This is a genomic window from Hymenobacter rigui (genome assembly GCF_003944715.1).
Classification (GTDB): Bacteria; Bacteroidota; Bacteroidia; order Cytophagales; family Hymenobacteraceae; genus Hymenobacter; species Hymenobacter rigui.
Window position 1 is genome coordinate 104,994 of record NZ_RWIT01000002.1, and the last position, 22,405, is coordinate 127,398.

General features: G+C 61.8%; 23 protein-coding genes and 1 riboswitch. Of the genes, 9 read left to right on the forward strand and 14 right to left on the reverse strand.

The genetic code is table 11. The annotated features are described in order from the left end of the window. Positions 1-57 precede the first annotated feature (57 nt). The 3 genes from EI291_RS04480 to EI291_RS04490 form a co-directional block, all read right to left on the reverse strand. Positions 58-897, reverse strand: a complete 840-nt coding sequence (locus EI291_RS04480) for a hypothetical protein (RefSeq protein ID WP_125418444.1) — start codon at positions 895-897, stop codon at positions 58-60. A gap of 1 nt (position 898) precedes the next feature. Continuing rightward, a complete protein-coding gene (locus EI291_RS04485; protein WP_125418446.1) occupies positions 899-1,360 on the reverse strand; it encodes a hypothetical protein in 462 nt (153 codons plus the stop codon). A gap of 108 nt (positions 1,361-1,468) precedes the next feature. Next, complete coding sequence (locus tag EI291_RS04490; RefSeq protein ID WP_170172503.1) at positions 1,469-2,233, reverse strand: DUF1223 domain-containing protein; 765 nt, start codon at positions 2,231-2,233, stop codon at positions 1,469-1,471. Between the two features lie 380 nt (positions 2,234-2,613). Between EI291_RS04490 and EI291_RS04495 the strand changes: the two genes are divergently transcribed. Beyond that, positions 2,614-3,027 carry an EamA family transporter gene (locus EI291_RS04495; protein WP_125418450.1) on the forward strand — a complete coding sequence of 138 codons (414 nt, stop codon included), beginning with the start codon at positions 2,614-2,616 and terminating at the stop codon, positions 3,025-3,027. 10 nt (positions 3,028-3,037) lie between these two features. On the opposite strand, the gene EI291_RS04500 is transcribed toward EI291_RS04495, so the two are convergent. The 7 genes from EI291_RS04500 to sdaAB form a co-directional block, all read right to left on the reverse strand. Then, complete coding sequence (locus EI291_RS04500; RefSeq protein WP_125418452.1) at positions 3,038-3,466, reverse strand: EamA family transporter; 429 nt, start codon at positions 3,464-3,466, stop codon at positions 3,038-3,040. A gap of 2 nt (positions 3,467-3,468) precedes the next feature. Then, positions 3,469-3,864 carry a DUF4259 domain-containing protein gene (locus tag EI291_RS04505; RefSeq protein ID WP_170172504.1) on the reverse strand — a complete coding sequence of 132 codons (396 nt, stop codon included), beginning with the start codon at positions 3,862-3,864 and terminating at the stop codon, positions 3,469-3,471. 90 nt (positions 3,865-3,954) lie between these two features. Continuing rightward, the gene (locus EI291_RS04510) at positions 3,955-4,419 is read right to left on the reverse strand and encodes a hypothetical protein (RefSeq protein ID WP_125418456.1); all 465 of its coding nucleotides are present in this window, start codon (positions 4,417-4,419) and stop codon (positions 3,955-3,957) included. 1 nt (position 4,420) lies between these two features. Continuing rightward, positions 4,421-5,410, reverse strand: coding sequence for an NAD(P)H-dependent glycerol-3-phosphate dehydrogenase (locus EI291_RS04515; RefSeq protein WP_125418458.1), 990 nt, complete (start codon positions 5,408-5,410; stop codon positions 4,421-4,423). Between the two features lie 145 nt (positions 5,411-5,555). Then, the gene (locus tag EI291_RS04520; protein ID WP_125418460.1) at positions 5,556-6,968 is read right to left on the reverse strand and encodes an efflux RND transporter periplasmic adaptor subunit; all 1,413 of its coding nucleotides are present in this window, start codon (positions 6,966-6,968) and stop codon (positions 5,556-5,558) included. Between the two features lie 100 nt (positions 6,969-7,068). Continuing rightward, entirely contained in the window at positions 7,069-8,559 is a 1,491-nt protein-coding gene (locus EI291_RS04525) for a TolC family protein (RefSeq protein ID WP_125418462.1), read from the reverse strand. Positions 8,560-8,716: 157 nt separating this feature from the next. Continuing rightward, positions 8,717-9,397 (reverse strand): L-serine ammonia-lyase, iron-sulfur-dependent subunit beta, encoded by a 681-nt coding sequence (sdaAB, locus tag EI291_RS04530; RefSeq protein ID WP_125418464.1) that lies wholly within the window; start codon positions 9,395-9,397, stop codon positions 8,717-8,719. A gap of 163 nt (positions 9,398-9,560) precedes the next feature. Here sdaAB and EI291_RS04535 point away from each other — a divergent pair, with 163 nt between their 5' ends. Beyond that, positions 9,561-10,538 carry a tryptophan 2,3-dioxygenase family protein gene (locus EI291_RS04535; protein ID WP_125418466.1) on the forward strand — a complete coding sequence of 326 codons (978 nt, stop codon included), beginning with the start codon at positions 9,561-9,563 and terminating at the stop codon, positions 10,536-10,538. A gap of 60 nt (positions 10,539-10,598) precedes the next feature. Next, positions 10,599-11,351, forward strand: a complete 753-nt coding sequence (locus tag EI291_RS04540) for a M23 family metallopeptidase (RefSeq protein ID WP_125418468.1) — start codon at positions 10,599-10,601, stop codon at positions 11,349-11,351. Between the two features lie 85 nt (positions 11,352-11,436). Here the strand turns inward: EI291_RS04540 and EI291_RS04545 are convergent, their stop codons facing one another. After that, a complete protein-coding gene (locus EI291_RS04545) occupies positions 11,437-11,973 on the reverse strand; it encodes a DUF2911 domain-containing protein (RefSeq protein WP_125418470.1) in 537 nt (178 codons plus the stop codon). A gap of 179 nt (positions 11,974-12,152) precedes the next feature. Here EI291_RS04545 and EI291_RS04550 point away from each other — a divergent pair, with 179 nt between their 5' ends. Continuing rightward, positions 12,153-12,563, forward strand: a complete 411-nt coding sequence (locus tag EI291_RS04550) for a hypothetical protein (protein ID WP_125418472.1) — start codon at positions 12,153-12,155, stop codon at positions 12,561-12,563. Between the two features lie 14 nt (positions 12,564-12,577). Here the strand turns inward: EI291_RS04550 and EI291_RS04555 are convergent, their stop codons facing one another. Then, on the reverse strand, positions 12,578-13,876 hold the full coding sequence (locus tag EI291_RS04555) for an MFS transporter (protein ID WP_125418474.1): 1,299 nt from the start codon (positions 13,874-13,876) through the stop codon (positions 12,578-12,580). Positions 13,877-13,899: 23 nt separating this feature from the next. Continuing rightward, entirely contained in the window at positions 13,900-15,141 is a 1,242-nt protein-coding gene (locus EI291_RS23315; protein WP_170172505.1) for an O-antigen ligase family protein, read from the reverse strand. A gap of 291 nt (positions 15,142-15,432) precedes the next feature. Further along, positions 15,433-15,648: riboswitch (cobalamin riboswitch) on the forward strand. A gap of 189 nt (positions 15,649-15,837) precedes the next feature. Between EI291_RS23315 and EI291_RS04565 the strand changes: the two genes are divergently transcribed. From EI291_RS04565 to EI291_RS04585, 5 genes are all read left to right on the forward strand, one after another. Continuing rightward, on the forward strand, positions 15,838-16,245 hold the full coding sequence (locus EI291_RS04565; RefSeq protein WP_125418478.1) for an acyl-CoA thioesterase: 408 nt from the start codon (positions 15,838-15,840) through the stop codon (positions 16,243-16,245). A gap of 149 nt (positions 16,246-16,394) precedes the next feature. Then, positions 16,395-16,718, forward strand: coding sequence for a hypothetical protein (locus EI291_RS04570; RefSeq protein WP_125418480.1), 324 nt, complete (start codon positions 16,395-16,397; stop codon positions 16,716-16,718). A gap of 152 nt (positions 16,719-16,870) precedes the next feature. After that, entirely contained in the window at positions 16,871-18,439 is a 1,569-nt protein-coding gene (locus EI291_RS04575; protein ID WP_125418482.1) for an NAD(P)/FAD-dependent oxidoreductase, read from the forward strand. Positions 18,440-18,645: 206 nt separating this feature from the next. Beyond that, positions 18,646-19,296: an outer membrane beta-barrel protein gene (locus EI291_RS04580; protein ID WP_125418484.1), complete on the forward strand. Its 651-nt coding sequence runs from the start codon at positions 18,646-18,648 to the stop codon at positions 19,294-19,296. A 160-nt stretch (positions 19,297-19,456) separates the two neighbouring features. Continuing rightward, positions 19,457-19,816 carry a CoA-binding protein gene (locus EI291_RS04585; RefSeq protein WP_125418486.1) on the forward strand — a complete coding sequence of 120 codons (360 nt, stop codon included), beginning with the start codon at positions 19,457-19,459 and terminating at the stop codon, positions 19,814-19,816. 81 nt (positions 19,817-19,897) lie between these two features. Here the strand turns inward: EI291_RS04585 and EI291_RS04590 are convergent, their stop codons facing one another. After that, positions 19,898-22,225 carry a T9SS type B sorting domain-containing protein gene (locus EI291_RS04590; RefSeq protein ID WP_125418488.1) on the reverse strand — a complete coding sequence of 776 codons (2,328 nt, stop codon included), beginning with the start codon at positions 22,223-22,225 and terminating at the stop codon, positions 19,898-19,900. Between the last annotated feature and the right edge of the window lie 180 nt (positions 22,226-22,405).

Sequence of the window (22,405 nt, forward strand, 5' to 3'; positions counted from 1 at the left end):
AAAGAGTGGAGGGCAGCACGCCCCAGGCCCCGGCGGGCTGAAAATAGCGCAATTCTGTTACCATTCCCAGGCGGCTCCCAGGGTCAGCGGGCGGGCCGAGTACACGTTGCGCAGGCGGCCAAACCCCACGGCCCAGTCGGTCCCGACGCGCAGGTGGGGCCCGAGGTGGTAGCTGGCCCCCACGGCGGCCGTGGAGTAGGCCACGCCCTCGCCCAGCCCGATGCTGGCCAGCCGGTCGGGACGCGGGGGCCGCACGTTGGCCAGGGTCCGCCCCGATGCCGTGAGCCAGAGCCGCTGCCCCAGCCGGTAGCCCACCTGCACCCCGTAGCTGTACTGGCTGGTGAAACCGCGGGTGCGCTGGTTGTAGGCGGCTTCCAGCGTCAGAAACGCCGGCCCCAGACTGTGCGACAGCGCCGCCCGGGTCCAGATGTTCAGCTCTCCATCACCGGTGGGCAGCTGCACGAAGCTGCGCGGGTCCTGGCGGCTGTAGCCCCGGGTGCGGGGGTTGCCGGTGGGCAGCTCCACGGCCACCCCCACGGCCAGCGGCCAGCGGCCCCTGAGCAGGCCGTAGCGCAGGCCCACCTCGGCGTCGCCGATACCTTGGCCGGGAGTGGTTTCGGGAAAAGTGGCGCGGCGATACAGGGGCAGGTTCACGACGGTTTCGAGGCGGTCGGTAAGACCATACTCGCCGTAGAGGCTCAGCAGCTGCTGACGGTAGCGGGCCGTTTCGATGAGTTGGCCGCCGAGGGTATGGTAGCGCGAGGAGCCCACCAGGGTGAGGCCCACCTTGGCGTAGCCGCGCTTTTTTTTGCGCGTCCAGCCCCCGCCGGCCTCAGCCAGGGCGGGCAGCAGCAGCAGGCTCAGCACCCACCGCCAAAACAACGGAGCGGCCACCATGCTACTTCAGCTCGGCAGCCCCGAAGTTGTACTGCGCCGCCTCGCAGTACAGCACCACGTGCGTAAAGCCCGCGTGGGAGCCTTCATATACCAGGTCCTGCAGCCCGTTCTGGGTGATTACGCCCACTTTCAGCACGTTGGCCGGGTTGGCCGCACGCTGCACCCGAATCTGGTCGGCGGAGCGGGCCAGGTAAATAGCGACCGAGCCGGTATGAAATTCCGTCATGAAATCCGGATTCAGGCGCACCAGCTCCTTGCCGGCCGCATTGCGGGCTACCAGCAGCGTGCCTTTGCTGCTGGTACCACCCTGGGCCACCACCGAGCCGGTTTTGAGCGTTGTGAGCGTCGCAGGGTCGGTAACAGCGGCGGGCTGTGGGTCGGCCGCGTCATCGTGGGAAGAGCAGGCGGTGGAACCGGCCGCCAGCAACCCCAGCAGCGGCAGGTATTTCAGAAGTTGTGGCATAACCGAGTAGGCTGAAGTGAGGCCACAAAGAAGCGGGACAGGTATCACGAAATCATCACAGGAAAGTGCTGAATTGAGGAACCGCCCGCCCGACAAGCCGCGCTGCCCTCACTCCGCCGGCAATACCGCGGCACCGGTGATGTAGTGGGTAACGGACGCCTGCACCAGCACCACGTAACGCAGGCCCGCCGTTTTCCAGCCGGAATTGACGTTGACGGGAACGGTAGCGGCAAACGTGCCGGCCGCAGTGGCCGTTCCCAATGGCCGCAGCTCCCGCACTACAGCCGCGTGGCGCAGCAGTCGGCCCGCATTTTCGCCCCGCCCCACCTGTGAGGCCAGCCCGGATTCGGTAATGGCCAGCAGCACCTGGGCGCCGGCTGCGGGGGCACCGCTTACCCGCACCTGCAGGCGGTGGGTGCTGCCGGCGGCTTCGGCCGTCAGGACCACGGTGGCCTGCGGGGCCCGGGCAGCCTCCCGGATGGCGGCCAGCAGCTTTTCGCGCTGGTGCCCAACCAGCTCCGTACGCCCACCCACTACGGCCTGCGGCGTGTAGCTGCCCGACCCAAACCCTTCGGCATACATGTGCTGCCGCTGCGTGAAGGCGGGCTGCGAAAAGGCATCCTGCCAACCCAGGCGATTCCAGTAGTCTACATGCTCGCCCAGGGCCAGAATTTCTACCCCGGGCACGGGCTGAGCGGCCGTCAGCTCGCGCAGCAGCGCATCGGCCGCGGGGCAGCTGGAACAGCCCTCGGAGGTGAACAGCTCTACCGGCACCAGCACCCGGGCCGGAGCGGCGGGCCGGGCAGCAGGCCGGGACAAAGGAACGGCTGCTCCCAGGGGCAGCAGCCAGAGCAAGCGAAACGCAACGTGCATGGCAAAAATGAATGGGGTGGACAAGCGCGGCATGGCCAGCTGAGCGGATTGTGATTCATCATCCATCCGCCAGCTTTTCCCGCCGTTTATTCGCTGTAAATCACTTCATTTGCCCACCACTAACCAACCCACCGGAAGGCCCGTACAGTTTCGTGACATCTAGTATGCTGCCTGAACGGCCGCCGGGCTGTGTCAGAGCGGTTCCGTGGTCGGCCCGTGACTCGCGCGTGACCAAAACAGTACACAAATACCTTCTGCGGTTCGTTGTGCGTACGTGGGGCCCGACACCAGTTGCCAATGCAGCCCGGGCCTGCGCAGTCACATCAGGGCGCGCATTTGTGCTTCTTGTCCTTCCTCAGTCTATCTTTTCTCCTCTGCTTATGTGGTGGCTTTACGCGCTGCTTTCGGCCCTGTTTGCGGCTCTTACGGCTATTCTGGCTAAAGTCGGCATGAAGGGCGTGGACTCCAGCTTGGCTACGGCCGTGCGCACTGTGGTTATTCTGGTGCTGGCCTGGGGAATTGTATATTTCCAGCAGGGTCTGGGCGGACTTAACCAGCTCACGCGGCAGAACTGGGTGTTTCTAGGCCTGTCGGGGCTGGCTACCGGCCTTTCGTGGCTGTTTTACTTCCGGGCGCTGCAGTTGGGGCCGGTGTCGAAGGTGGCCCCGGTGGATAAGCTGAGCGTGGCCCTGGCCATTCTGCTGGCGGTGCTGTTTCTGGGCGAAAAGCTCACCTGGCAGACCGGCCTGGGCGCGGGCCTGATTCTGGCCGGCACCTTGGTGCTGATCCGGTGAGGCCGCCAGCCTAGTGGCCCCGGGCCAGCAAGGCAATACCGCCCACAATCAGCAGCAACCCCAGCACCTGCGGCCCCGATAACGCCTCGCGCAGCACTACCAGCCCCAGCACGGCCGTCAGCAGCACCGAGCCGCCCACGATAACCGGCGTGCCTACCGAGGAAGGTACGCCCCGGCTGAATACCACGAACGTCAGGATTTCGGCCAGGCCCACACCTATTCCGGCCGCTGCCGCCAGGCCCAGCCCCTTCCCGCTGATTTCCAACGGCTGGCCTTTCAGCCGCAGCATGAGCAGCCACACGCCGCCTAAAGCCGCCGCTACCAGCTGCAGAATAACCGCGCCGGCCGCCGCCGAAATGTGCCCCGAGGCCAGCTTAATGAAGAAGTTATAGCCCGCCAGGCAAAATGCCGTGAGCAGGGCCAGTACGAGCCAGGGCATGCTTATTCAGCCTGTAAGCGGGCCAGCAAGTCCTGTTGCTGCTGCTGCCACTTAGGGTAATCAGGCGAGTTGGCCCACTCTTCCTGCAGCTCCGATTTGCGTACCACGGCTTCCACGGCCTCTACGGCCAGATCGGCCAGGTCGTCATCCACTTCCATCCCATTAACGGCCAGCAGCAGCCCGGGCAAAAAATCAGTGGCCGGGTGGCCCAGGATGGCGGCTACAATTTCGGCGGCGGCCAATGCCTCAGCGGCTTCCGGTATTTCCAGGGAGTCCTCCGTCTCGGCAGCAGTAGCCAGGGCTTCGTACAAAATGGCCTCGTTAGGGTCCTGACGGAAGTTTTCGGCGAAATCCGCCGCGTCGTCGTTGTCGAAGTTATGGTAGTCCCAGGTGCCCATGTGGTGTGTTATGTTTCGCTGTTGATATAAAAAGTATGAGTAGCAGACGCAGAAACGGCGGTTTTGTTTAGCCGCAAAATTGCGCATCGACTACCGCCCCGCGCCGGAAGTTGAATCTGGCGAACTATGCTGTAGTTCCTGTAAAAGTTGTTCTTCGGTGTTGCGCAGGTAGCAGGCGGCATACACGTTGCCACCTAGTTGCACCAGCAGCGGCAGTAGCAACAGCAGCGACCAACGAAACCACCGGTTGCCATCAGGTAGCGCATTCCGACGACGCAGCCGCCATGCCCGAAACCAACCAGCGAGGAATAAGCTGCCGCAAATAACGGCTTCCAGGCATTCGCGCAGGCTATCGTCCCCGCCCGGCCAAGCCTGCGGCAACGCGGTAAGCGGTGGGTAAATCGTCCAACCTACATCATCCGTCAGCAGGTGTAGCCAGGAAGGCTTACCCAGCACTAACCAGGAAAGCGTCAGCAGCAACACACCGCACCAGCCGGCTCCCAAAGCAAAATACCAGCTTGTACGCCAGCTTCTTCCAGAATTCGCCCGCTCCATCCTACTTGAATTTCTCCTTCAGCAGCTCAATCTCAATGGCCGGGGAAATTTTCTCGTAGAGGATGTGGTAGGCGGCCGAGGTAATGGGCATGGACACCTGCAGCTTGCGGTTCAACTCATAGATGCTCTTCACAGCGTAGTAGCCCTCCGCCACCATGTTCATCTCCAGCTGGGCTGATTTCACGGAGTAACCCCGCCCCACCATACTGCCAAAAGTGCGGTTGCGGGAGAACTGCGAGTACGCCGTCACCAGCAAATCACCCAGGTAGGCGGAGGCCGACAGGTCGCGGGGCTGGGGGTTGAGGGCATGCACAAAGCGGCGCATTTCCTGCACGGCGTTGCTCACCAACACCGCCTGGAAGTTGTCGCCGTAGCCCAGACCGTGGGCAATGCCGCCGGTCAGGGCAATGATGTTCTTCATCACGGCGCAGTACTCAATGCCGTCGAGGTCCTCGGCGGGATTGGCTTTCACGTAGCGGTTGCGCAGCAGCTGGCAGAACTCCTCGGCCAGGTCGGCGTCGGGTGAGCCAATGGTGAGGTAGCTCTGCTTTTCCAGGGCCACCTCCTCGGCGTGGCAGGGGCCGGCCACCACGCCCAGGCGGGTGTGGGGCAGCCGGAACCGCTCGGCCACGTAATCCGTCACCAGCACGTTTTTGCCCGGAATCATGCCCTTGATGGCCGAAATGACCCGCTTGTTCTTCAGCTCGTCGCGGCCCAGCTTGTCGAGGGTGCTCTGCACGAAGGCGGCGGGCACGGCCAGCACCAGCCAGTCGGCTTCGCGCACGGCTTCTTCCAGGTCAGTGGTGGGCAGCACCCGGCTCAGGTCGTGGGCCACGGAGGACAGGTAGCGCGGGTTGTGGCGGGTGCGCAGCAGGTGCTGCACGTCGTCCTTGCTGCGCATCCACCAGTGGACGCGGCTACCGTTTTCGGAGAGGATTTTCGTCAGCGCGGTAGCCCAGGAGCCGCCGCCGAGCATGGCTATTTTTTCCAAGGGGGTGGGAAGTGGTGAGGGAGTGAGCGGGTGAAGTTCTCCGTCAATCTTAGCCAAAAAAAACGGAAGGCGGGCCCTCCGGTCAGGAGAACCCGCCTTCCGGCTGGGGTTAAAAACTACTGCTCAGGCAGTAGCCTCGGGCATATTATTTCCCATCCTCCTCAGGCGCATCTTCCTTCATGGCGGCCTTGTCGAGGGTTTTGGCATCCTTCACCACTACCAATGCCCCATCTTTCAGTGTTTTGGCCACGGCCCGGAACGGCCCGCTCACCACCTGGTCGCCGGCCTGAATACCGCTCAGGATTTCCATGTTCTGGAAGTCGCTAATACCGGTTTTCACGGGTGTCATTACGGCTTTTCCGTTCCGAATCAGGAACACCACTTCCTGCACCGGGGCCTTCACGCCGGTAGCCTCTGGCTTGTCGGGCTGGGCCGAGTTGCCCCGACTAACGCGCACGGCCGGCGCGTTTTTCTTGTCTTCCGTCTTGGCGCTGTCGGAGCGGGTAGTTACGGCGGCCAGCGGCACGCTCAGTACGTTGGCTTTGCGGTTGGTGATGATGTCCACGGAGGCCGTCATGCCGGGGCGGAACGGCACCATAGTGCGGCCCTGTACCGTGCGCGTGAGCGTGCGGTACGACTCAGGCAGCAGCCGGATGCGCACCTCAAACTCGGTTACGGCTTCGGCCGTGAGGGCATCCTTAGCCGTGTTGGCAATGGCCGTTACCACGCCCCGGAACTTCTGGTCCTTGCTGGCGTAGCTGTCCACCTCCACGTCGGCCGAGTCGCCCAGGTCCACGTTGATGATGTCGTTTTCGTTTACGCTCACCCGCACCTCCATATTGTTGAGGTTGGCGATACGCATGATTTCGGTACCCGCCATCTGGGAAGTACCCACTACCCGCTCGCCCTTCTTCACGTTGAGCTTGCTCACGGTGCCGCTTACGGGTGCATAAATGGTGGTTTTGTTGAGGTTTTTGCGGGCTTCCTCCAGGCCGGCCTGGGCGCTGCGCACGCTGCTTTGAGCCGCCCGGATGTTCTGGCGGGCCGAGTTGATTTCCTCCTGCGAGGCATCATACGCCGCCTTGCTGGCTTCGTAGTCCGACTGCGAAATCACCTTCTGCTTGTACAGAGAGGCGTTACGGCGGTAAGTCAGCTCGGTCTGGCGGGCGCTGGCAATGAGCTGCTGCAGGCGGGCCTGGCTCTGCCCCACATTGGCCTGCTGGGTGCCCACCACGGCACTCTGCTGACTAACCATGGCCTGGTAGTTATCGGGGCGGATACGCAGCAGCAGCTGGCCCTTCTTCACGGAGTCGCCTTCCTGCACGTACAGCTCGGTAATTTCGCCCGATACGTCGGGGGAAATCTTCACCTCGGTTTCCGGCTGTACCTTGCCCGAGGCGCTTACTTTCTCCACGATGGTAGCCGGGGTGGCTTTGGCTGCCAGCACCTCAGTACCGGCCGGCTTCCCTATTAAACCCATCTTTTTCGCCACTACAAAGCCGCCAAGCAGCAGCACAAGTACGCCGAGCAGGATGAACAGGGTACGATTATTTTTCATGTTCGGGAGAGATGTTAAAAATCAGTTTCTTAGCCACTTACAACCGCTTGGCAAAACTTCTACTTAAACTAATGCCCAGTTCCTGAAAACCGGCTCACGCTTACAGGGCAATGGGGCGGCCCTGGTAGAAGTCCAGCACCTTGCGCCGGAAGATGAATTCGTACTTGGCCTGAATCATGGTCGATTCGGCGGCGGTCAGGTTGTTTTTGGCAATGTTGAACTCGGTGCCGTTGAGCAGGCCGTTGTTGAAGCGGATTTCGGCGTTGCGGTAGGCCGTGGTAAGGGCCTCCACCTGCCGGCGCGCCGAGAAGTAGCGGCGCTGGGCGGCAATGGCATCGGCGTAGGCCTGCTGAATGCTCTGGCGTACCGTCAGGCGGGTTTGCTCGGCGCGCAGCTCCTGCTGCTGAATATTGATCTGGGCGCGCTGCACCGAGGTGCGCACCTGCAGGCCGTTCAGGATAGGGACTTGCAGCGAAAACTGGATGTTTTTACCCAGGTTGTCCTTAATCTGCTGAGAGAAGGCCGTGGAGCTGAACTCGCGGCGCGGCTGCACCGTGAGCAGCCCCAGCGTAGGATCGGGCAGGCCAGTGGCGCGGTTGATTACCGGAATAAACGTGGAATCCAGGCCGGTTTGAATAAACGAAGAGCGCGCCGAGGAGTAACCCGTGAAGATACCGGCCCCCAGGGCCAGCCGCGGATAGTAGCCGCCGCGGGCAATATCGAGGCTGCGCTGGGCCGAGCGGACGCGCAGATCAGCGGCCTTGATTTCGGGCAGCAGGCTCTGGGCTGTCTGGTACGTGCCGTCGGGGTCGGCCTCCAGCAACGGCGCGTCGTCGGGGTCAGCCAGCTGGGGCACCTCAATGGTGAAGCCCGTAGGCGTGGGCAGGTTCAGCAGCTGCGTGAGGGAGAGCCGGGCCAGGTCGCGCTGATTCTGGGCCGTGATGACGTTCAGCTCGTCGGAAGCCTGCTGGGCCTGAATATCCAGCAGGTTGCTTTCCGGAATGGCCCCGGCTTTGAGCAGTTTCTGCGTGCGCTCCACCTGACTGCGGGTGCTGCTCACCCGCACCTCATTGGTGCGCACCAGCTCCTCGGCCAGCACCAGCTGCAGAAACGCCGAGGCCACGTTCAGCGACAAATCGTTGCGGGCCTTTTCAATGTCCAGCACGCTGGCCTCCGAGTCGAGGGCGTTGCGCCGGACGGTATTGCGCAGCTGAAAGCCCGAAAACAGCGTCACCTGCGAGTTGGCCGAGAAGTTGTTGGACCGGATGGTCTGGCTCTTGAACTCGTTGGTGAGCGGGTCAATGCTGGTACCGAAGTTCCAGGCCTGGGTGCCGCTCAGGTTGGCCGAGGGCAGCAGCGCAGCCCGGCTCTGGCGCAGGGTGGCGTTCTGCAGCTCGGAGCTGAGCTGCTGCTGGCGCACCGAAAGGTTGTTCTGCAGGGCATAATCCACGGCGCGCTGCAGCGTCCAGGGGCCGGTAGGAGCCGCTGTCGGCAGCGTGCCGGCGGGGGGCTGCACCGGAACCTGCTGGGCCTGTAGCGGCCCGGCGGCCAGCAGCCCGGAACTTAGCAGCAGCCAGTAAGTACACTTCATAGGGAGAGAGTTGAGGGCTGACGGAACACAACCGGCGGCCGGGCACACACCGTAGCGCGGTGGCCGGGGCCACCAAAGGTATCGGATGGTCCCGGCCCGCCAAACGGGAAATCAACAAACCGCGCAAAATCTGCCGTTAACCGGGCTATTGCCACCGTTAGTCGATGGTAGGAATGTACGTGACGTGGTGCACCCAGCGCAGCTGCCGCAGGTACTCCAGGGTAATGTCGCGCAGGCCCGAATCGACTTCGATGAACTGCCGGGCGGCGTCGTTCTTACCCTTCCGGCTCACGAACATGGTGGCAATGTTGCAGTCGTCGTGGGCAATTACGCTGGCAATAAAGGCAATGGAGCCGGGCACGTCGTCGGCATCAATGATGAGCGTGTGCAGGGAGGCCGAGAAGTCGGACGGAAACCCATCCACCTCCACAATCCGGATAACGCCCCCGCCCCGGCTCTGCCCGATTACCTCCACCGCCCGGCCCGTGCGCTCATCGCGCAGCTGCAATTTAATGGTGTTGGGGTGCATGGTAGAGGCGTTGCCCACGCCCTGAAACGTGTACTGCAGCCCGGCTTCCTTGGCGTGGTCAAACGCCTCCCGGATGCGCACATCGTCGGTGGGCATGCCCAGCAGGCCGGCCACGATGGCGCGGTCGGAGCCGTGGCCCTCGTAGGTGCGGGCAAAGGAGTTGTAGAAGGTGATGGTGGCGTGGGTGGGCACGCTGCCCAGAATACGGATGGCGGCCCGCGCAATGCGCACCACCCCGGCCGTGTGTGAGGAGCTGGGTCCTATCATCACCGGGCCAATCATATCGAAAATGCTGGATTTTTCTGCCATAAGCGGGGTAAAGGTAAGGAAAGTGGTGAGCTGAGAAACAGATGCTCATCGAGGCCAATTCGTTGCCTAAACCGGCTTTACCAGCTTCCGACTCTGCACTTGCGCCCCTTTTCCCATCTTTGCACCTTGTAGCACCCACTACCCTCCTTTCCGCCCCGCGCTCATGACCTCTCCCGAATTCGAGCCTACGCCGGCCGTGCTGGCCCAGCTGCAGCGCCTGCAGCAACGCTACGCCGCCGACGACCAGGATCTGGCCGCTTACCTCGAGGGCCTCTACCACACCCGGTACCTAGGCTACTGGGACTACATTCAGCTGGAAACTCTGCTGAGCCTGCAGCGCCCCCTGACCACCATCCCCGACGAGCGGATTTTTATCATTTACCACCAGATTACGGAGCTCTACTTCAAGCTCTGCCTCTGCGAGTATGAGCAGCTGGGCGACCTGGCCGCGCCCACCGTGGAGGAAGTTACGCGCCGGGTGGGCCGCATCAACCGCTACTTCGAAAACCTCATCGACTCGTTCGATGTGATGGTGGACGGCATGGATAAGCAGCAGTTTCTGGAGTTCCGGATGGCATTGATGCCGGCCTCGGGCTTCCAGAGCGTGCAGTACCGCATGATTGAACTGGCCAGCACCGCCCTCAGCAACCTAGTGCCCGAGGAGCAGCGCCGCCTGCTGGGCGAGGCCGCCGCCCACGACGAACTGATGGGCTGTATCTACTGGAAATCGGGGGCTACGGTAGTAGAAACCGGGGCCAAGGCCCTTACCCTCACGGAGTTCGAGAAGAAGTACGCCGACCGGCTATTGTCCCACGCCCGCGAGTACGAGCACCGCAACCTGTGGGCCGTGGTGCAGCGCCTGCCCGCCGGCCCCGAGGGCCAGGAGCACCCGCGCCTGCTGCGCCAGCTTAAGCAGCTGGATGTGAACGTGAATGTGAACTGGCCTCTGATGCACTACAAGTCGGCGGTGCGCTACCTGGAGCGCCACCCCGATGCCATTGCCGCCACCGGCGGCACCAACTGGCAGCAGTACCTGCCCCCCAAGTTCCAGCGCCGCATCTTCTACCCCCAGCTCTGGACCGCGCAGGAACTGGCCGACTGGGGCAAAGGCTGGGTGGAAAGCGTGCTGGGCGGCGGGTAGGCGGATATCGTCCGCGCGAAGGCGAAAATTGCCGGTTAGTTTCTATCCAGTAACAGGCTCATGGTGAAGTTTTTAGCACTTATTACAGGCATTTTATTCTTGGCTATACCTACGCCAGTCCGTTGCCAGGTGGCTCCCTGCAAGGTCTATTCCATTAAGCAGGAGGATGGAAGCGTATTGATTATGGGTGAAAATCATGGCTTTCTTCCGTACTCTGTTGCCCTGGATGCCACACTTGTGCTGATGCGCAGCACGGTGGCACTGCCAGCCAGAATTGCACTACCACCTACGACAGAACCACAGGTATTAGCTGTATTTACCCCGGAGCAGGCAGGCTGCTCTTATCGGTACAAGACATTCGTTGATTTGGGTATCTACACTGGTCAGGTCCCTGACAGCAATACAGTCTACCACCTGCCTTTTAAGGCTTCAGCAGATACAATTAGGCCCCGACAAAAATTCAGAAACCAGTACGTATTCGCTCTGCCACCGGGCACGCCCATTTTAGCGGCCCGCGAGGGGACTGTGGCTTACATCCGTCAGACGCAAAAGGCTACTCGCCAACGAAAAAAAGGAAACGTAATTCTTATTTATCACCCTGATGGCACCTACGGAAGCTACGAAAATGTTGTCCAAAGCGACTCAATAGTGCAGATAGGTCAACAGATAAAACAGGGGAGTCTCATTGGATATTCTTTCGATAATAAATACGAGCCTAATTTTTGGTTTATGGTGGTCTACCTCACTAAGACAACAATTGCACCCGCCCCGGTAACATTTGCGGACAACCATTATCGTGGAACCCCGCGTTAGGCTTATCCTAATCATGTAGAAGGCTCGCTGCCCAATTTCCGGTGAGGAAATTGGGCAGCGAGCCTTCTGTCTCATTTTATACGGCCTACTTCACCACAAAGCTCACCTGCGTTTTTTCCCAGGTCAGCGTTACCTGTCCGGCATTATCGGCGGTAATGGTGAAGCGTTCCAGCGGTGTGGCTACCGTAGTTGGTTTGGCTTTTACGCGCAGAATATCGTCGGCTTCCTGATATTCATAGGCGCCCCACTGCTTGGCTGTTTTGTTGAAGATAATGGCCCACTCCTTCTCGGCAGGAATGGTGAACAGCGCGTATTTGCCGGCGGGCAGCGGCTGCCCTTGCACCGTAACCGGCTGATTTACCTCGAACGTGGTGGCCTCGTTGGCTCCCGTGCGCCATACCTGCCTGTAGGGTACCAGCCCACCGAATACTTTCCGCTCCTTGGCCGAGGGCCGGCTGTAACTGATAGACAGCCGGGTCCCGCCGGGCAGCGCCGCCGTTACGGTGGCTGGCGGGCTGGGCCGAGCGGGTTTCTGCTCGGGTTTTTTCTGCTCGGAGCAGGCCGCCAGCAGCAGCAGTGGAACCATGAGTAAACGCACAGACAGAGTACGGGTAACGGGCATAAAGGCAAGTAGGTGAAGCGCCGGGCGGTGGACGCCGGGGGCGTGCGGCAGAGCACATCAATAATTATACCTCAAGTTAAAAGTTAAGTTACTTTTCTTTGCCAACCTGCACGCACTGTCATGACTCTTATCAGCCGACGCACAGTGCAGGTTCATCCGTTTTACTTGATTTTCTACACATGAGTTCTTTGACTATCAACGCCATCCGGGCACTTGCTGCCAGCGTGTTCCTGACCGGCGCTGTTACCTCCTGCTTTCCGGCCACCGACGAAGCAAAATGCTCGGAGGAAGTAGTGGGCTCAGTTGCGGCGGTAGGTGGCGCGAAAACCGGCACGGTGGGCACCCCGGTACCGGTTTCCTACATTGTCAGTATTCCGAACGGCTGCGGGAAGTTTCAGGGCCTGCGCGAGCAGCGGGACGGCAAGAAGATATACCTGGTACCCACCGTGCGCTACGAGGGCTGCAGCTGCCCGCAGGTAGTTTCCGACTACCAGGGCACGTATCAGTTCACGGCGGCAGAGCCGGGCACCTATGTGCTGCTGTTCCCCAACATTACCCAAACTCTCACGGATACAATTACCATTCAGTAGCCACAGGCCGCGGGCTACCCGCTGATGCGCGAGGTAGCCTGCGTGTCAGGCATGCGCCAATACACCAGCAGCGAGGCAGCGGCGCAGGCCGTTACGTACCAGTAAAACCAGTGCTCCACGCCATGATCTTTGGCCAGCAGCGCCAGGTACTCGGCCGAGCCGCCGAAGATGGCCACCGTGAGGGCATACGGCAGCCCCACGCCCAGCGCCCGGATTTCCGTCGGGAACAGCTCGGCCTTCACTACGGCGTTGATGGAAGTATAGCCGCTGATTACCAGCATAGCCAGCAGCAGCAGCCCGAAGGCCGCCCCCACGCTGTGCGCACGGGCCAGGCCTGTCAGCAGTGGCACCGTCAGGAGCGTGGCCCCGATGCCAAAAAACAGCAGCACCGGCCGCCGCCCCACCCTATCCGACAAAGCGCCCATCAGCGGCTGTAGCAGCATGGCCACGCCCAGCGCCCCGAACGATACCAGCGTGGCCTGGTCCTTGGTGAAGCCAGTGGTGTTCACCAGAAACTTCTGCACGTAGGTAGTGAAGGTATAGAATACCACTGTGCCGCCCAGCGTGAGGCCGACTACGGTAAGCACCTCGCGCGGATGCTGCAGCAATAGCCGCATCTGGTTGGTTTTTCGGGCGGCCGGTCCGGGAGCCGCCTCCTGCCGGAAGGCATCGGTTTCCTCCATGGTACGGCGCAGATAGAGGGCTACCAGCGCCGCCCCGGCTCCAATTCCGAACGGAATGCGCCAGCCCCAGGCGGCCAGCTCGGCGGGCGTGAGCAGCTGCTGCAGCGCCAGCTGTACCAGCAAAGCCAGCAGCTGCCCGGCAATGAGCGTAACGTACTGAAAGCTGGAAAAGAAGCCCCGGTTACGGGCGTCGGCCATTTCGCTGAGGTAGGTGGCGGAGGTGCCGTACTCGCCGCCCACGCTCAGCCCCTGCAGCAGTCGGGCCAGCACCAGCAGCGCCGGGGCGGCCACGCCAATCTGACTGTACGTTGGCGTGAGGGCAATCAACAAGGAGCCGCCGCACATCAGCAGCACGGAAGCCAGCAGCGCCGCCTTGCGCCCGGCCCGGTCGGCATAGATACCCATCAGCCAGCCACCCAGCGGCCGCATCAGGAAGCCCACCGCAAAAATGGCCGCCGAGTTCAGCAGCTGCGCCGTGAGGTTACCCTTCGGGAAGAAAGCCGGCGCGAAATACAGGGCAAAGGCCGAATACACGTACCAGTCGTACCACTCCACCAGGTTGCCCACCGAGCCGCTGAAGATGGACCGGATGCGGGAGGACATGGAGCGAGGCGCGGGGGGCAAAGTCATGGGCGAAATGTAGGAGTAAGCCGTCAGACGGCCGGTGAATCAGCCGCTTCCGGCACCCGCAGATGCGCGGTTTCAGTGGCTACCACCAAAAAGCCATACCCGAAGACGAACAGGTTCAGGCTGATTTGCAGGCTCAGGATATCCACCACCAGCATGGCTATGGCCTGCGTGAAGATGAACACCGCCACGTAGGGGTTGCGGCGGGTGGCCGGCTGCACCAGCGGCCAGAGCAGCAGCGCCAGCCACAGGGCCAGCCCTACCACGCCGCCGCCCACCAGCGTACTCAGGTACTGATTGTGCACATTCACGCGGTTTTCGGGCCGCAGGCCGAAGTCCTGCCAGCTGTACTGGTCCTGCATGGCGGCGTAGGCGTCGGCGGGACCTACGCCCAGCAGCCAGTGCTGCCGGATGATGGTACCGGCCGTTTCCACCGCCGCCAGCCGCCGGGCCAGGGAGTAGTCGTTGATGTCGTGCCCCTCAAGGTATTGGCTCACATCGTACACCGTGGCGCTTACCCGCTGCTCCACCGAGTCCAGCGTGCGGTAGGCTATCCAGGGCACCAGCACCACGCCCAGCAGCAGTAGCAGGCCAGCCAGCAGGTTCCGGCGTACCAGCAGGCGCACGGCATACGCCAGCAGCCCCGTGTACAGCAGCAGCAGCCCCGTACGATACGCCAGCACGTGCAACGTGAGCACAATGCCCGCCGCTGCCAGCAGCAACAGCCCCCGCAGCACGCGGCCGGCCAGCGGATGGCCCCGCAGCAGCAGCCCCCAGAAAAAGGCCTGGGCCAGCATGGTACCAAACGCAATATGAAACGTGCCTGTGGCAGCCTGCATATTCTGGCCTATCCGGATGGCTTCGTTGGCCTCAGCCGGGTTCAGCAGGTACTGGCCCATGGTCACCAGGCCCACGGCCGCCACGCTCAGCACAAACCCCGCTCCCACCGTCAGCCGCTGGCGGGCACTCAACGGCACGGCCAGCGTGAAAGCCAGCGGTACGCCCAGCCACGTCAGGCTCCGGAACAGCTCATGCCGCCACACGGCCCACTGGCTGGTATAGAGTCCGCTCAGCAGCAGAAAGGCCACCAGCGCCGCCGCCCGCAGGGCCGCCCCGTTGCGCCAGTACCGGGACAATACCTGCCGCAGCCGGGGGTTGGCCAGCACCGCCAGCACCCCCACCACCGGACTCAGGGCAATGAGCATACGAAACGCCAGCAGCCCTGCTACACCGGCCCCGCAGGCCAGCCATAGCAGATGCTGGGACAACCGCCCCGAATGGTAATAACTCCCCCAGGAAAAGGGCGTTTCTTGTTGCTGCATGCTGAACTGTGGCTGAGTTCGGGACGGTACCGTACGGTAGCCCGGGCATTTTCCGGCGTGAAATTCGCGAAGAAATCAGTCCCTCGATGCAGAGAATGGATATAAACAGGTTTTTCCGGCGGAAACTATTCATCCGACCGTACAAATGTAAACCCTACACGGAGTAGTGCGGGAACTCCAGCAGGTAATGCTACCATTCCGTGCGTACCTTGCGGCCACGTTCTTTGCCTGTGTTTTTCAGTCAGACGAGCGGCGTGGTGGCTTGTTCTTCACCGGAGAACAGGCCCGAAAAGGGAACCGGGTGCAACTCCCGGACAGACGCGCTACTGTAAGTGCCCGTGGCCCTATAACCGGCCACAGCGGTATCCCCGCGCAGCCCATTGCCCCTTGGCGGGTGAGAAGGGCGGGATACCGGGCACAAGTCAGGATACCTGCCCGCCGCTTTTGATGATGAGGCCTCTTCGCGACCTGAGAGCCTTATTGGGTGCTGCCACTTTGTGCCGACTTTCGTCGGCTCGTGCCGTTCCGGGTGGGACAGGCGCGGCGGAGGCGTGGGCAGCTTACCAAAAAGGTATCCGAGGAAAAGAGGCTCCGAAAAGCGGGCCGGGAAGGTCATCCTTCACCTTTTTCTCCCTTTCACGCATGCTCACCCTCGACGAGAAAATCAGCCAGGCGGAAACCCGCATCTTCAAGGCCGTATTCCCCAACACCACCAACCACTACGACACCCTGTTCGGGGGCACCACCCTGCACCTGATGGATGAGGTAGCATTTATTACGGCCACCCGCTTCTCGCGCCTCAAAATGGTCACGGTTTCCTCCGATAAGGTGGATTTCACGCACCCTATTCCGGGCGGCACGCTGGTGGAGCTCATTGGCCGGGTGGAGCACGTGGGCACTACCAGCCTGAAGGTGCGGGTGGAGCTATTTGTGGAGCAGATGTACTCCGAGGAGCGCCATCGGGCAGTTTCCGGGCTGTTCACCTTCGTGGCCATCAACGACCAGAAGCAGCCTGTCCGGATCCTGCCGGTAGAGTCAGTACCCGCGTAAGGCAGGCATCGGGCCAACCCTTAGGGGGCATAACGGCGTAAAAGTGAAGGACAATGGGATATAAGCAAGAATTTTTCGATTTATCCCGAACTATTTAGGCAGGCGCAGCAGTTTGCTTGCCACTCCCCGTTTCTTCTACCACTGCACTTATGCCCAACGAGCAGCCCCCGATTTCTCAAATAAATGAGCGCCTGGAACAATCGTTCCGGGATGCTGACCAGGCCCGGGAAGAACTCACCGAGTCACTGGCCAATTCCGTGGCCGCCAACTGCGACCTGCTTCACCACGGCCTGGTAAGTGCCAAGGGCCTGGAGGTAACCACCGAAATGTACCGGTACTTTCTGGGTCAGCTGCTGCGCCACTCCTCCGGCGAAGTACGCAACCAGGTACTGGCCCAGTTCAACGAATCCATTGAGAAGTTCTGGCCCCGGGCGAAGGGTAGCAGTGCAGGCGCTGCCCTGACCAATAACTAGCCGCCCCACCCCGCCCGTTTCCGCAAGCCTCCCCTGCTGCCCGCCGGATTTCATTTCCGGGCCGGCGGCAACGGGAGGCTTGTTGCGTATCTTTGCCGCCCCTTGTTTACCCGTTTCGGTTCAAAGGCTAACTCCCTTTCACCTCTTTAGCTATGGCTTCCTCCCAGGAAATTGAGCTGCTTCTGACCCCGGAAGTGGCCTATGATGAACTGGCCCGCTACCGGGCCCTGCTGGATGCCGCCGGCCTCGTGCCCGGCCAGGCCGATTTTGTCCACCTGCGCAAACGCTCCATTGACGCCCGCGGCCGGCAGCCCCTGGTGCGCCTCCGCGCCGACATTTACCGCGCCGCGCCGCCTGCCGATTTATTCGGGCCCTGGTTCCGGTACCCCGATGTCAGCCGGGCCACCCGCTCGGTGCTGATTGTGGGCGCGGGTCCGGCCGGGCTGTTTGCCGCCTTGCGGGCCATTGAGCTGGGCATCAAGCCCATTGTACTGGAGCGCGGCAAAGACGTGCGCACCCGCCGCCGCGACCTGGCCGCCCTCAATAAGGAGCACGTGGTGAACCCCGACAGCAACTACTGCTTCGGGGAAGGCGGGGCCGGTACCTACTCCGATGGCAAGCTCTACACCCGCTCCACCAAGCGCGGCGACATTCAGCGCATTCTGCGGATTCTGGTGCAGCACGGCGCCACTCCCGATATTCTGGTGGACGCCCACCCCCACATCGGCACCAACAAGCTGCCCTCCGTGGTGGCCGCCTTGCGCGACAGTGTGCGCGAGGCCGGCGGCGAGGTGCGCTTCGATACCCGCGTGGATGATTTGCTGCTGACCGGCAAGCACCTGCGCGGTGTGGTGACCAGCACCGGCGAGGAGCTGACCGCCGACGCCGTGATTCTGGCCACCGGCCACTCGGCCCGCGACATGTACGAGCTGCTGCACCGGCGCGGGGTGCTCATCGAGGCCAAGCCCTTTGCCCTGGGCGTGCGCGTGGAGCATCCCCAGCAGCTCATCGACCAGGCCCAGTACCGCCGCCAGGACCGGGGCCAGCTGCCGGCGGCCTCCTACTCGCTGGTGCACCAGACGCAGTGGCAGCAGCGGCAGCGGGGCGTGTTTTCGTTCTGCATGTGCCCGGGTGGTTTCATTGTGCCCGCCGCCACGGCTCCCGGCGAGGTGGTGGTGAACGGCATGAGCCCCTCGCGCCGCGACTCGCGCTTTGCCAACTCGGGCATTGTGGCGGCCGTGGAGCTGGAGGACATGGATGTGCGCCAGTACGGCGCGTTGGCCGGTCTGCGCTTTCAGCAGGAAATTGAGCAGCGGGCCTGCCAGCTGGCCGGCAACACCCAGGTAGCCCCGGCCCAGCTGCTGGGGGATTTCCTGAAGAAAAAAGTATCTGCTGAGCTACTGGAAACCAGTTATCAGCCCGGCCTTGTATCGGTGCCGATGGACAAGGTACTGGGTGCGGGCCTGGCGGAACGGCTGCGGCAGGGTTTCCAGAACTTCGGCCGCAAGATTCCCGGCTACGCTACCAACCTGGCCCAGATTGTAGGAGTGGAAAGCCGCACCTCTTCGCCCGTGCGCATCCCCCGCGACCGGGACACGCTGCAGCACCCCGAGGTGCGCGGGCTGTTCCCGTGCGGCGAAGGCGCAGGCTACGCCGGCGGCATTGTTTCGGCCGCCATGGATGGGGAGCGGTGCGCAGAAGCCGTGCTGGCACTCGTGTAGGGGGTTTCCTACCCCAGTGGCGGGGTCCGGTAGTAGTACGGGCCCGCCACTGGGGTTATACCGGGGTATCGTTACTCCCTGAGCGGCCCCTGACAGGCTATTTCGGGTGAGTATTGCAACGATTCCGGGCGGGCCGGGCTCCTGTTACTATTCGTCTGCAGGTCGCAGCCGGCTTTACTCTATTTTCCTTGTCATTTTCCCTCCTTATGTTCAGTCGTTCCATTAGCATTGGTGCCGCTCTACTTACTACTCCGTTGCTGGGCCTGGCCCAGACCATTACGCCGGAAGCTCCCCGCTACTACGTCGGCCTCTCGGCTTTCACCAGCTCCAACCAGCGCCAGAGCCGGGAGATTGATGCCAGCAAATGGCCGCCCCTGCAGCTGACGCTGGGCTACCAGCTTCGGCCCCGCCTGGCCGTACAAGTAAGTGCCGCCTACAGCAACAGCCCCGGATCCAGAACTGCCAACTTCGTGGACATCTATGGGGGCTCGGCAGGTAAATATCATGTTGACTACCGAAATACGGCCTTGAGCATAACGGCGCTGGGACGCTACACGCTTACCCGCACCTTGAGCCACCGCTTCCAGCTTGATGCCCTTGGAGGCTTTACCCTTGACCGCGCCACCTACCAGAGCGAAGGGTTTTACCCGGCCTCCGGAAATCCAAATGAGAGCATTCCCTTCCGCAGAGCCTCTGACGTGAACCAATATTCTCTGAGCGTGGGGCCGAGCCTGCGTTACCGCTTGGTTGGCGGGCTGGAAGCCATGGCGGAAGGCACGGTTAACATGGATTTACGCTCGCCGCGCGTGGTGACTACCTCCGGGGCTGCTGGAGTGCGCTACCGGTTTGGTCACTAGGGCGGGCTGCAGCAGAGGCAACCAGCACCACCGTTCACGGTCTTTCGGGCGCGGCTTATCTGCCACCACGAAACTAATACGGCTGTTTTTGCGTGATAGGGTCCTTCACGGACACCAACCAGCTGTCAGCAAAAACAGCCGTCAGCCATTAACTGAACTCATGAAAAAGACCCTTGTGCTGGGCGCTACTGATAACCCCGCCCGCTATGCCTACCGGGCCGTACACCAACTCAAAAACCACGGCCACGAGGTAGTGCCCGTGGGCATCCGGAAAGGCTCCGTAGCCGGCCTGGAAATCCGTAACGACCGGCCCGCGGCCGAGGCCGTGGATACCGTAACGCTGTACGTAGGCCCCCAGAACCAGCCCGCCTGGTACGATTATATTCTGGACTTGAACCCCAAGCGCATCATCTTCAACCCCGGCACCGAAAACCCGGAGCTGGAGGAGCTGGCCCACCAGCGCGGCATCAAAACTGAAGAGGCCTGCACGCTGGTGATGCTGAGCGTGGGGCAGTATTAAGCTGTCATTCGCAGATCTGCGCGCAAGGGCCGTGTACTTCCATTGAGGTACACGGCCTTTGCGTGTTGGGCAGTCAGCCTGTCAGCGCACCAACTCAAACCAGCCTTTGTAGCTGGTGCCGTTCTCGAGCTGGAAGAGGTAGTAGTACATGCCCTGGGCCTGCTCCTGGCCACCATAGTCGTTGCGGTAGTTGCGGGTTTCGTACACCTGCTTGCCCCAGCGGTTGAAGATGGTGAGCGTGTTGCGCGGATAGAGCTGCACGTTGTCAATCCAGAGCACATCGTTCTTGCCGTCGCCGTTGGGGGTGATGATGTTGTAGAAGCCCAGCTTGTTGTCGAAGCGCACGCAGGCATCGTTGGAGGCGGAGGTGCGGGCCACGGCATCGGTGCTGAGGGCCTGCACGCGGAAGCACTGGTTGAAGCCGGCCGTGCTGCTGGGCAAATCGAGGCTGAGCTGGGTGCCGGGCACGGTAGCCACCAGCTCGGCGGTGCCGTTGTCGGCCACCCGGCTGATGCGGTATTCCTTCACCGCAAAGCCCTGGTAGGCCGTCCAGGTGACCTGCACCTTGCCCACATCCCGGCCGCCGGCGCTTTGCGTGGCTACGGCGTTGGTGAGGATGGTCGTGTGGGTCTGGCTGCTGAGCACGGTGCCGCAGGCGTTGGTGAGGTTGAGCTGGTACTGGTAGGCTTTGCTGTCGGCATCCACCGTATTATCAGTAAAGCTGGTAGCGGTGTTGGCCACGTTGCCTACCGCAGTGTAGGCGCCGGTGCTGCCGGCGTCACGGCGCAGAATCTGCACCCGGTTGCCGTTGCCGCTGTTGCCGGGCACCTGCAGGGCCAGCGTGATGCTGCGGTCCTGGGCAGCCGCATCCACCGAGGCCGTGTTCAGCGCCACCGCCGCGTTGTCGGGCCGGATGGTGAAGGTGGCGGCGCAGCTCTGGCTGCCTGGCTCACTTACCGTAAGAGTCACACTGGTAGCACCGGCCGGGACATCAACCGTAATGGTGCCCGTACCCTGGCCACTGGTAATTACACCGCCCGCAATGGCCCATTGAAATTGGCCGTTGGGCGCACCGCTGACGGAAAAAACCAATGAGCCACTGCCGGCGGTACAGTAGAACGGAGTTCCGGTAATCGTCAGAGGCAGCACCGTAATCCGGATCACGGTTACACCGGTCTTCTTGTTGCAGCCTTCATCCGTACCGCTCAGCACTACATCATACGGAATAGCGCGGGCATTACCGCAGTGCGCCGCAAACCGAAACCGCCCCTGCACCGTGCCAATACCGCTGAGACTGACTGAGCCAACGGCACTTCCCGCGGGAACCACGCCGGGCTCATTATTCAGAAACGCATCAAAGGGGCCGGCACCATCCAGCAAGGCGCTGCTGGCTTTTAACGTCAGGGCCTGTCCCTCGGGGTCGGAGGCCGTGACGGTAAATTCCAGCGTCTGCCCCTCTACCACAGTCAGGTTGCGGATGCTGCCGGTGGACGTAACCAGTTGAGGCGTGGCGTTGGGCTGACAGGTTCGGGTCAGCAGCTGCACGTCGCGGCGGGTGGTTCCCAGCAGCACTTCCTGCCCGTTTACCATCCGGTATTCCCTCACATCCACCGCAACAATAAACGCCCCGTTCAGTGGAGCAAAGTACCGCGTAACACCGGTATTGGCGTCTATGCGGGCACTACCGCCAGCCCCAAATGGCTGGTTTACACTAAATCCGGCGGCATAAGTGAGGGAGGTAAACGGCATGGCATTGTCATCCTGCGCACTGCCCACCACGCCATAAGGTGTTCCGAAGGAGTAGCTGAGCCGGTCCCCGTCGGCATCATACGCGTTGTTGAGTACCAGGCTGGTGTCGCCACGGCAAATAAAGACCACGGCCGTATCCGGAAACACCGGCGAGGTATTGGGCAGTTGCGGCGGGGCCATTTCCGAAAACAGGGTCATGGAATAGCTGCCCGAGTTCTGGACATTCAGAATCCCCGCGTTCCGGGCCGTTATGTTGCACACGGCATAATACCCGGAAGGCGACACCGGCAGATTCACTACCTGTTTATACACGGCCAGCGTAACGCCCACCACCCCGGTAGGCGGCTGTCCGCAGGAACTACTGGAGGAGGGATTGATAGTAGTAACGCTGGTGCGGGCAAACCGCTCTTCTGCCACTATCGGGTTGTTGGCCGAGCGGCTGTGGAACAGCACAAAAATGGACGTAGCACCGGTCGGAATTAAGGAATTCTGGTTGATATAGTGCGTTACCACCACCTCGTAGCGAAATGGCCGGGCCGCCGGGCCGGCATTATCCAGGTATTTATAAGTTATTTCTCCGCCCATCAGGTGGGAGGCTGAGGCCGGCAGCACCGCCGCAATAAGCAGCAATAGCCCGCACAGGCGCAGAAATATGTTCATGGTAAAGACTGAAATACACGGATATAACTCAGCTACGTGTGCCCCGTGGAGGCGTACGGCAGCTGTTTTCAAGAGGCCGGTTGCGGAAAGCACCGGCTATGGCTTGCGGAATTGGCAGCCGGTGCAGCACCTTCACCCGCCAATTTTGTGTAATTAAGGTCGCTTTTTTCTTGCTGCCAG

Excerpts from the sequence above, each read along its gene's own strand:
- EI291_RS04545 (WP_125418470.1), bottom strand. The coding sequence starts at position 11,973 with ATGCCCGTTACCCGTACTCTGTCTGTGCGTTTACTCATGGTTCCACTG.
- EI291_RS04490 (WP_170172503.1), bottom strand. The coding sequence starts at position 2,233 with ATGCACGTTGCGTTTCGCTTGCTCTGGCTGCTGCCCCTGGGAGCAGCC.
- EI291_RS04575 (WP_125418482.1), top strand. The coding sequence starts at position 16,871 with ATGGCTTCCTCCCAGGAAATTGAGCTGCTTCTGACCCCGGAAGTGGCC.
- EI291_RS04510 (WP_125418456.1), bottom strand. The coding sequence starts at position 4,419 with ATGGAGCGGGCGAATTCTGGAAGAAGCTGGCGTACAAGCTGGTATTTT.
- EI291_RS04485 (WP_125418446.1), bottom strand. The coding sequence starts at position 1,360 with ATGCCACAACTTCTGAAATACCTGCCGCTGCTGGGGTTGCTGGCGGCC.
- EI291_RS04540 (WP_125418468.1), top strand. The coding sequence starts at position 10,599 with ATGGTGAAGTTTTTAGCACTTATTACAGGCATTTTATTCTTGGCTATA.
- EI291_RS04535 (WP_125418466.1), top strand. The coding sequence starts at position 9,561 with ATGACCTCTCCCGAATTCGAGCCTACGCCGGCCGTGCTGGCCCAGCTG.
- sdaAB (WP_125418464.1), bottom strand. The coding sequence starts at position 9,397 with ATGGCAGAAAAATCCAGCATTTTCGATATGATTGGCCCGGTGATGATA.
- EI291_RS04520 (WP_125418460.1), bottom strand. The coding sequence starts at position 6,968 with ATGAAAAATAATCGTACCCTGTTCATCCTGCTCGGCGTACTTGTGCTG.
- EI291_RS04555 (WP_125418474.1), bottom strand. The coding sequence starts at position 13,876 with ATGACTTTGCCCCCCGCGCCTCGCTCCATGTCCTCCCGCATCCGGTCC.
- EI291_RS04585 (WP_125418486.1), top strand. The coding sequence starts at position 19,457 with ATGAAAAAGACCCTTGTGCTGGGCGCTACTGATAACCCCGCCCGCTAT.
- EI291_RS04505 (WP_170172504.1), bottom strand. The coding sequence starts at position 3,864 with ATGGGCACCTGGGACTACCATAACTTCGACAACGACGACGCGGCGGAT.
- EI291_RS04590 (WP_125418488.1), bottom strand. The coding sequence starts at position 22,225 with ATGAACATATTTCTGCGCCTGTGCGGGCTATTGCTGCTTATTGCGGCG.
- EI291_RS04480 (WP_125418444.1), bottom strand. The coding sequence starts at position 897 with ATGGTGGCCGCTCCGTTGTTTTGGCGGTGGGTGCTGAGCCTGCTGCTG.
- EI291_RS04525 (WP_125418462.1), bottom strand. The coding sequence starts at position 8,559 with ATGAAGTGTACTTACTGGCTGCTGCTAAGTTCCGGGCTGCTGGCCGCC.
- EI291_RS04570 (WP_125418480.1), top strand. The coding sequence starts at position 16,395 with ATGCCCAACGAGCAGCCCCCGATTTCTCAAATAAATGAGCGCCTGGAA.
- EI291_RS04550 (WP_125418472.1), top strand. The coding sequence starts at position 12,153 with ATGAGTTCTTTGACTATCAACGCCATCCGGGCACTTGCTGCCAGCGTG.
- EI291_RS04495 (WP_125418450.1), top strand. The coding sequence starts at position 2,614 with ATGTGGTGGCTTTACGCGCTGCTTTCGGCCCTGTTTGCGGCTCTTACG.
- EI291_RS04580 (WP_125418484.1), top strand. The coding sequence starts at position 18,646 with ATGTTCAGTCGTTCCATTAGCATTGGTGCCGCTCTACTTACTACTCCG.
- EI291_RS04500 (WP_125418452.1), bottom strand. The coding sequence starts at position 3,466 with ATGCCCTGGCTCGTACTGGCCCTGCTCACGGCATTTTGCCTGGCGGGC.
- EI291_RS04565 (WP_125418478.1), top strand. The coding sequence starts at position 15,838 with ATGCTCACCCTCGACGAGAAAATCAGCCAGGCGGAAACCCGCATCTTC.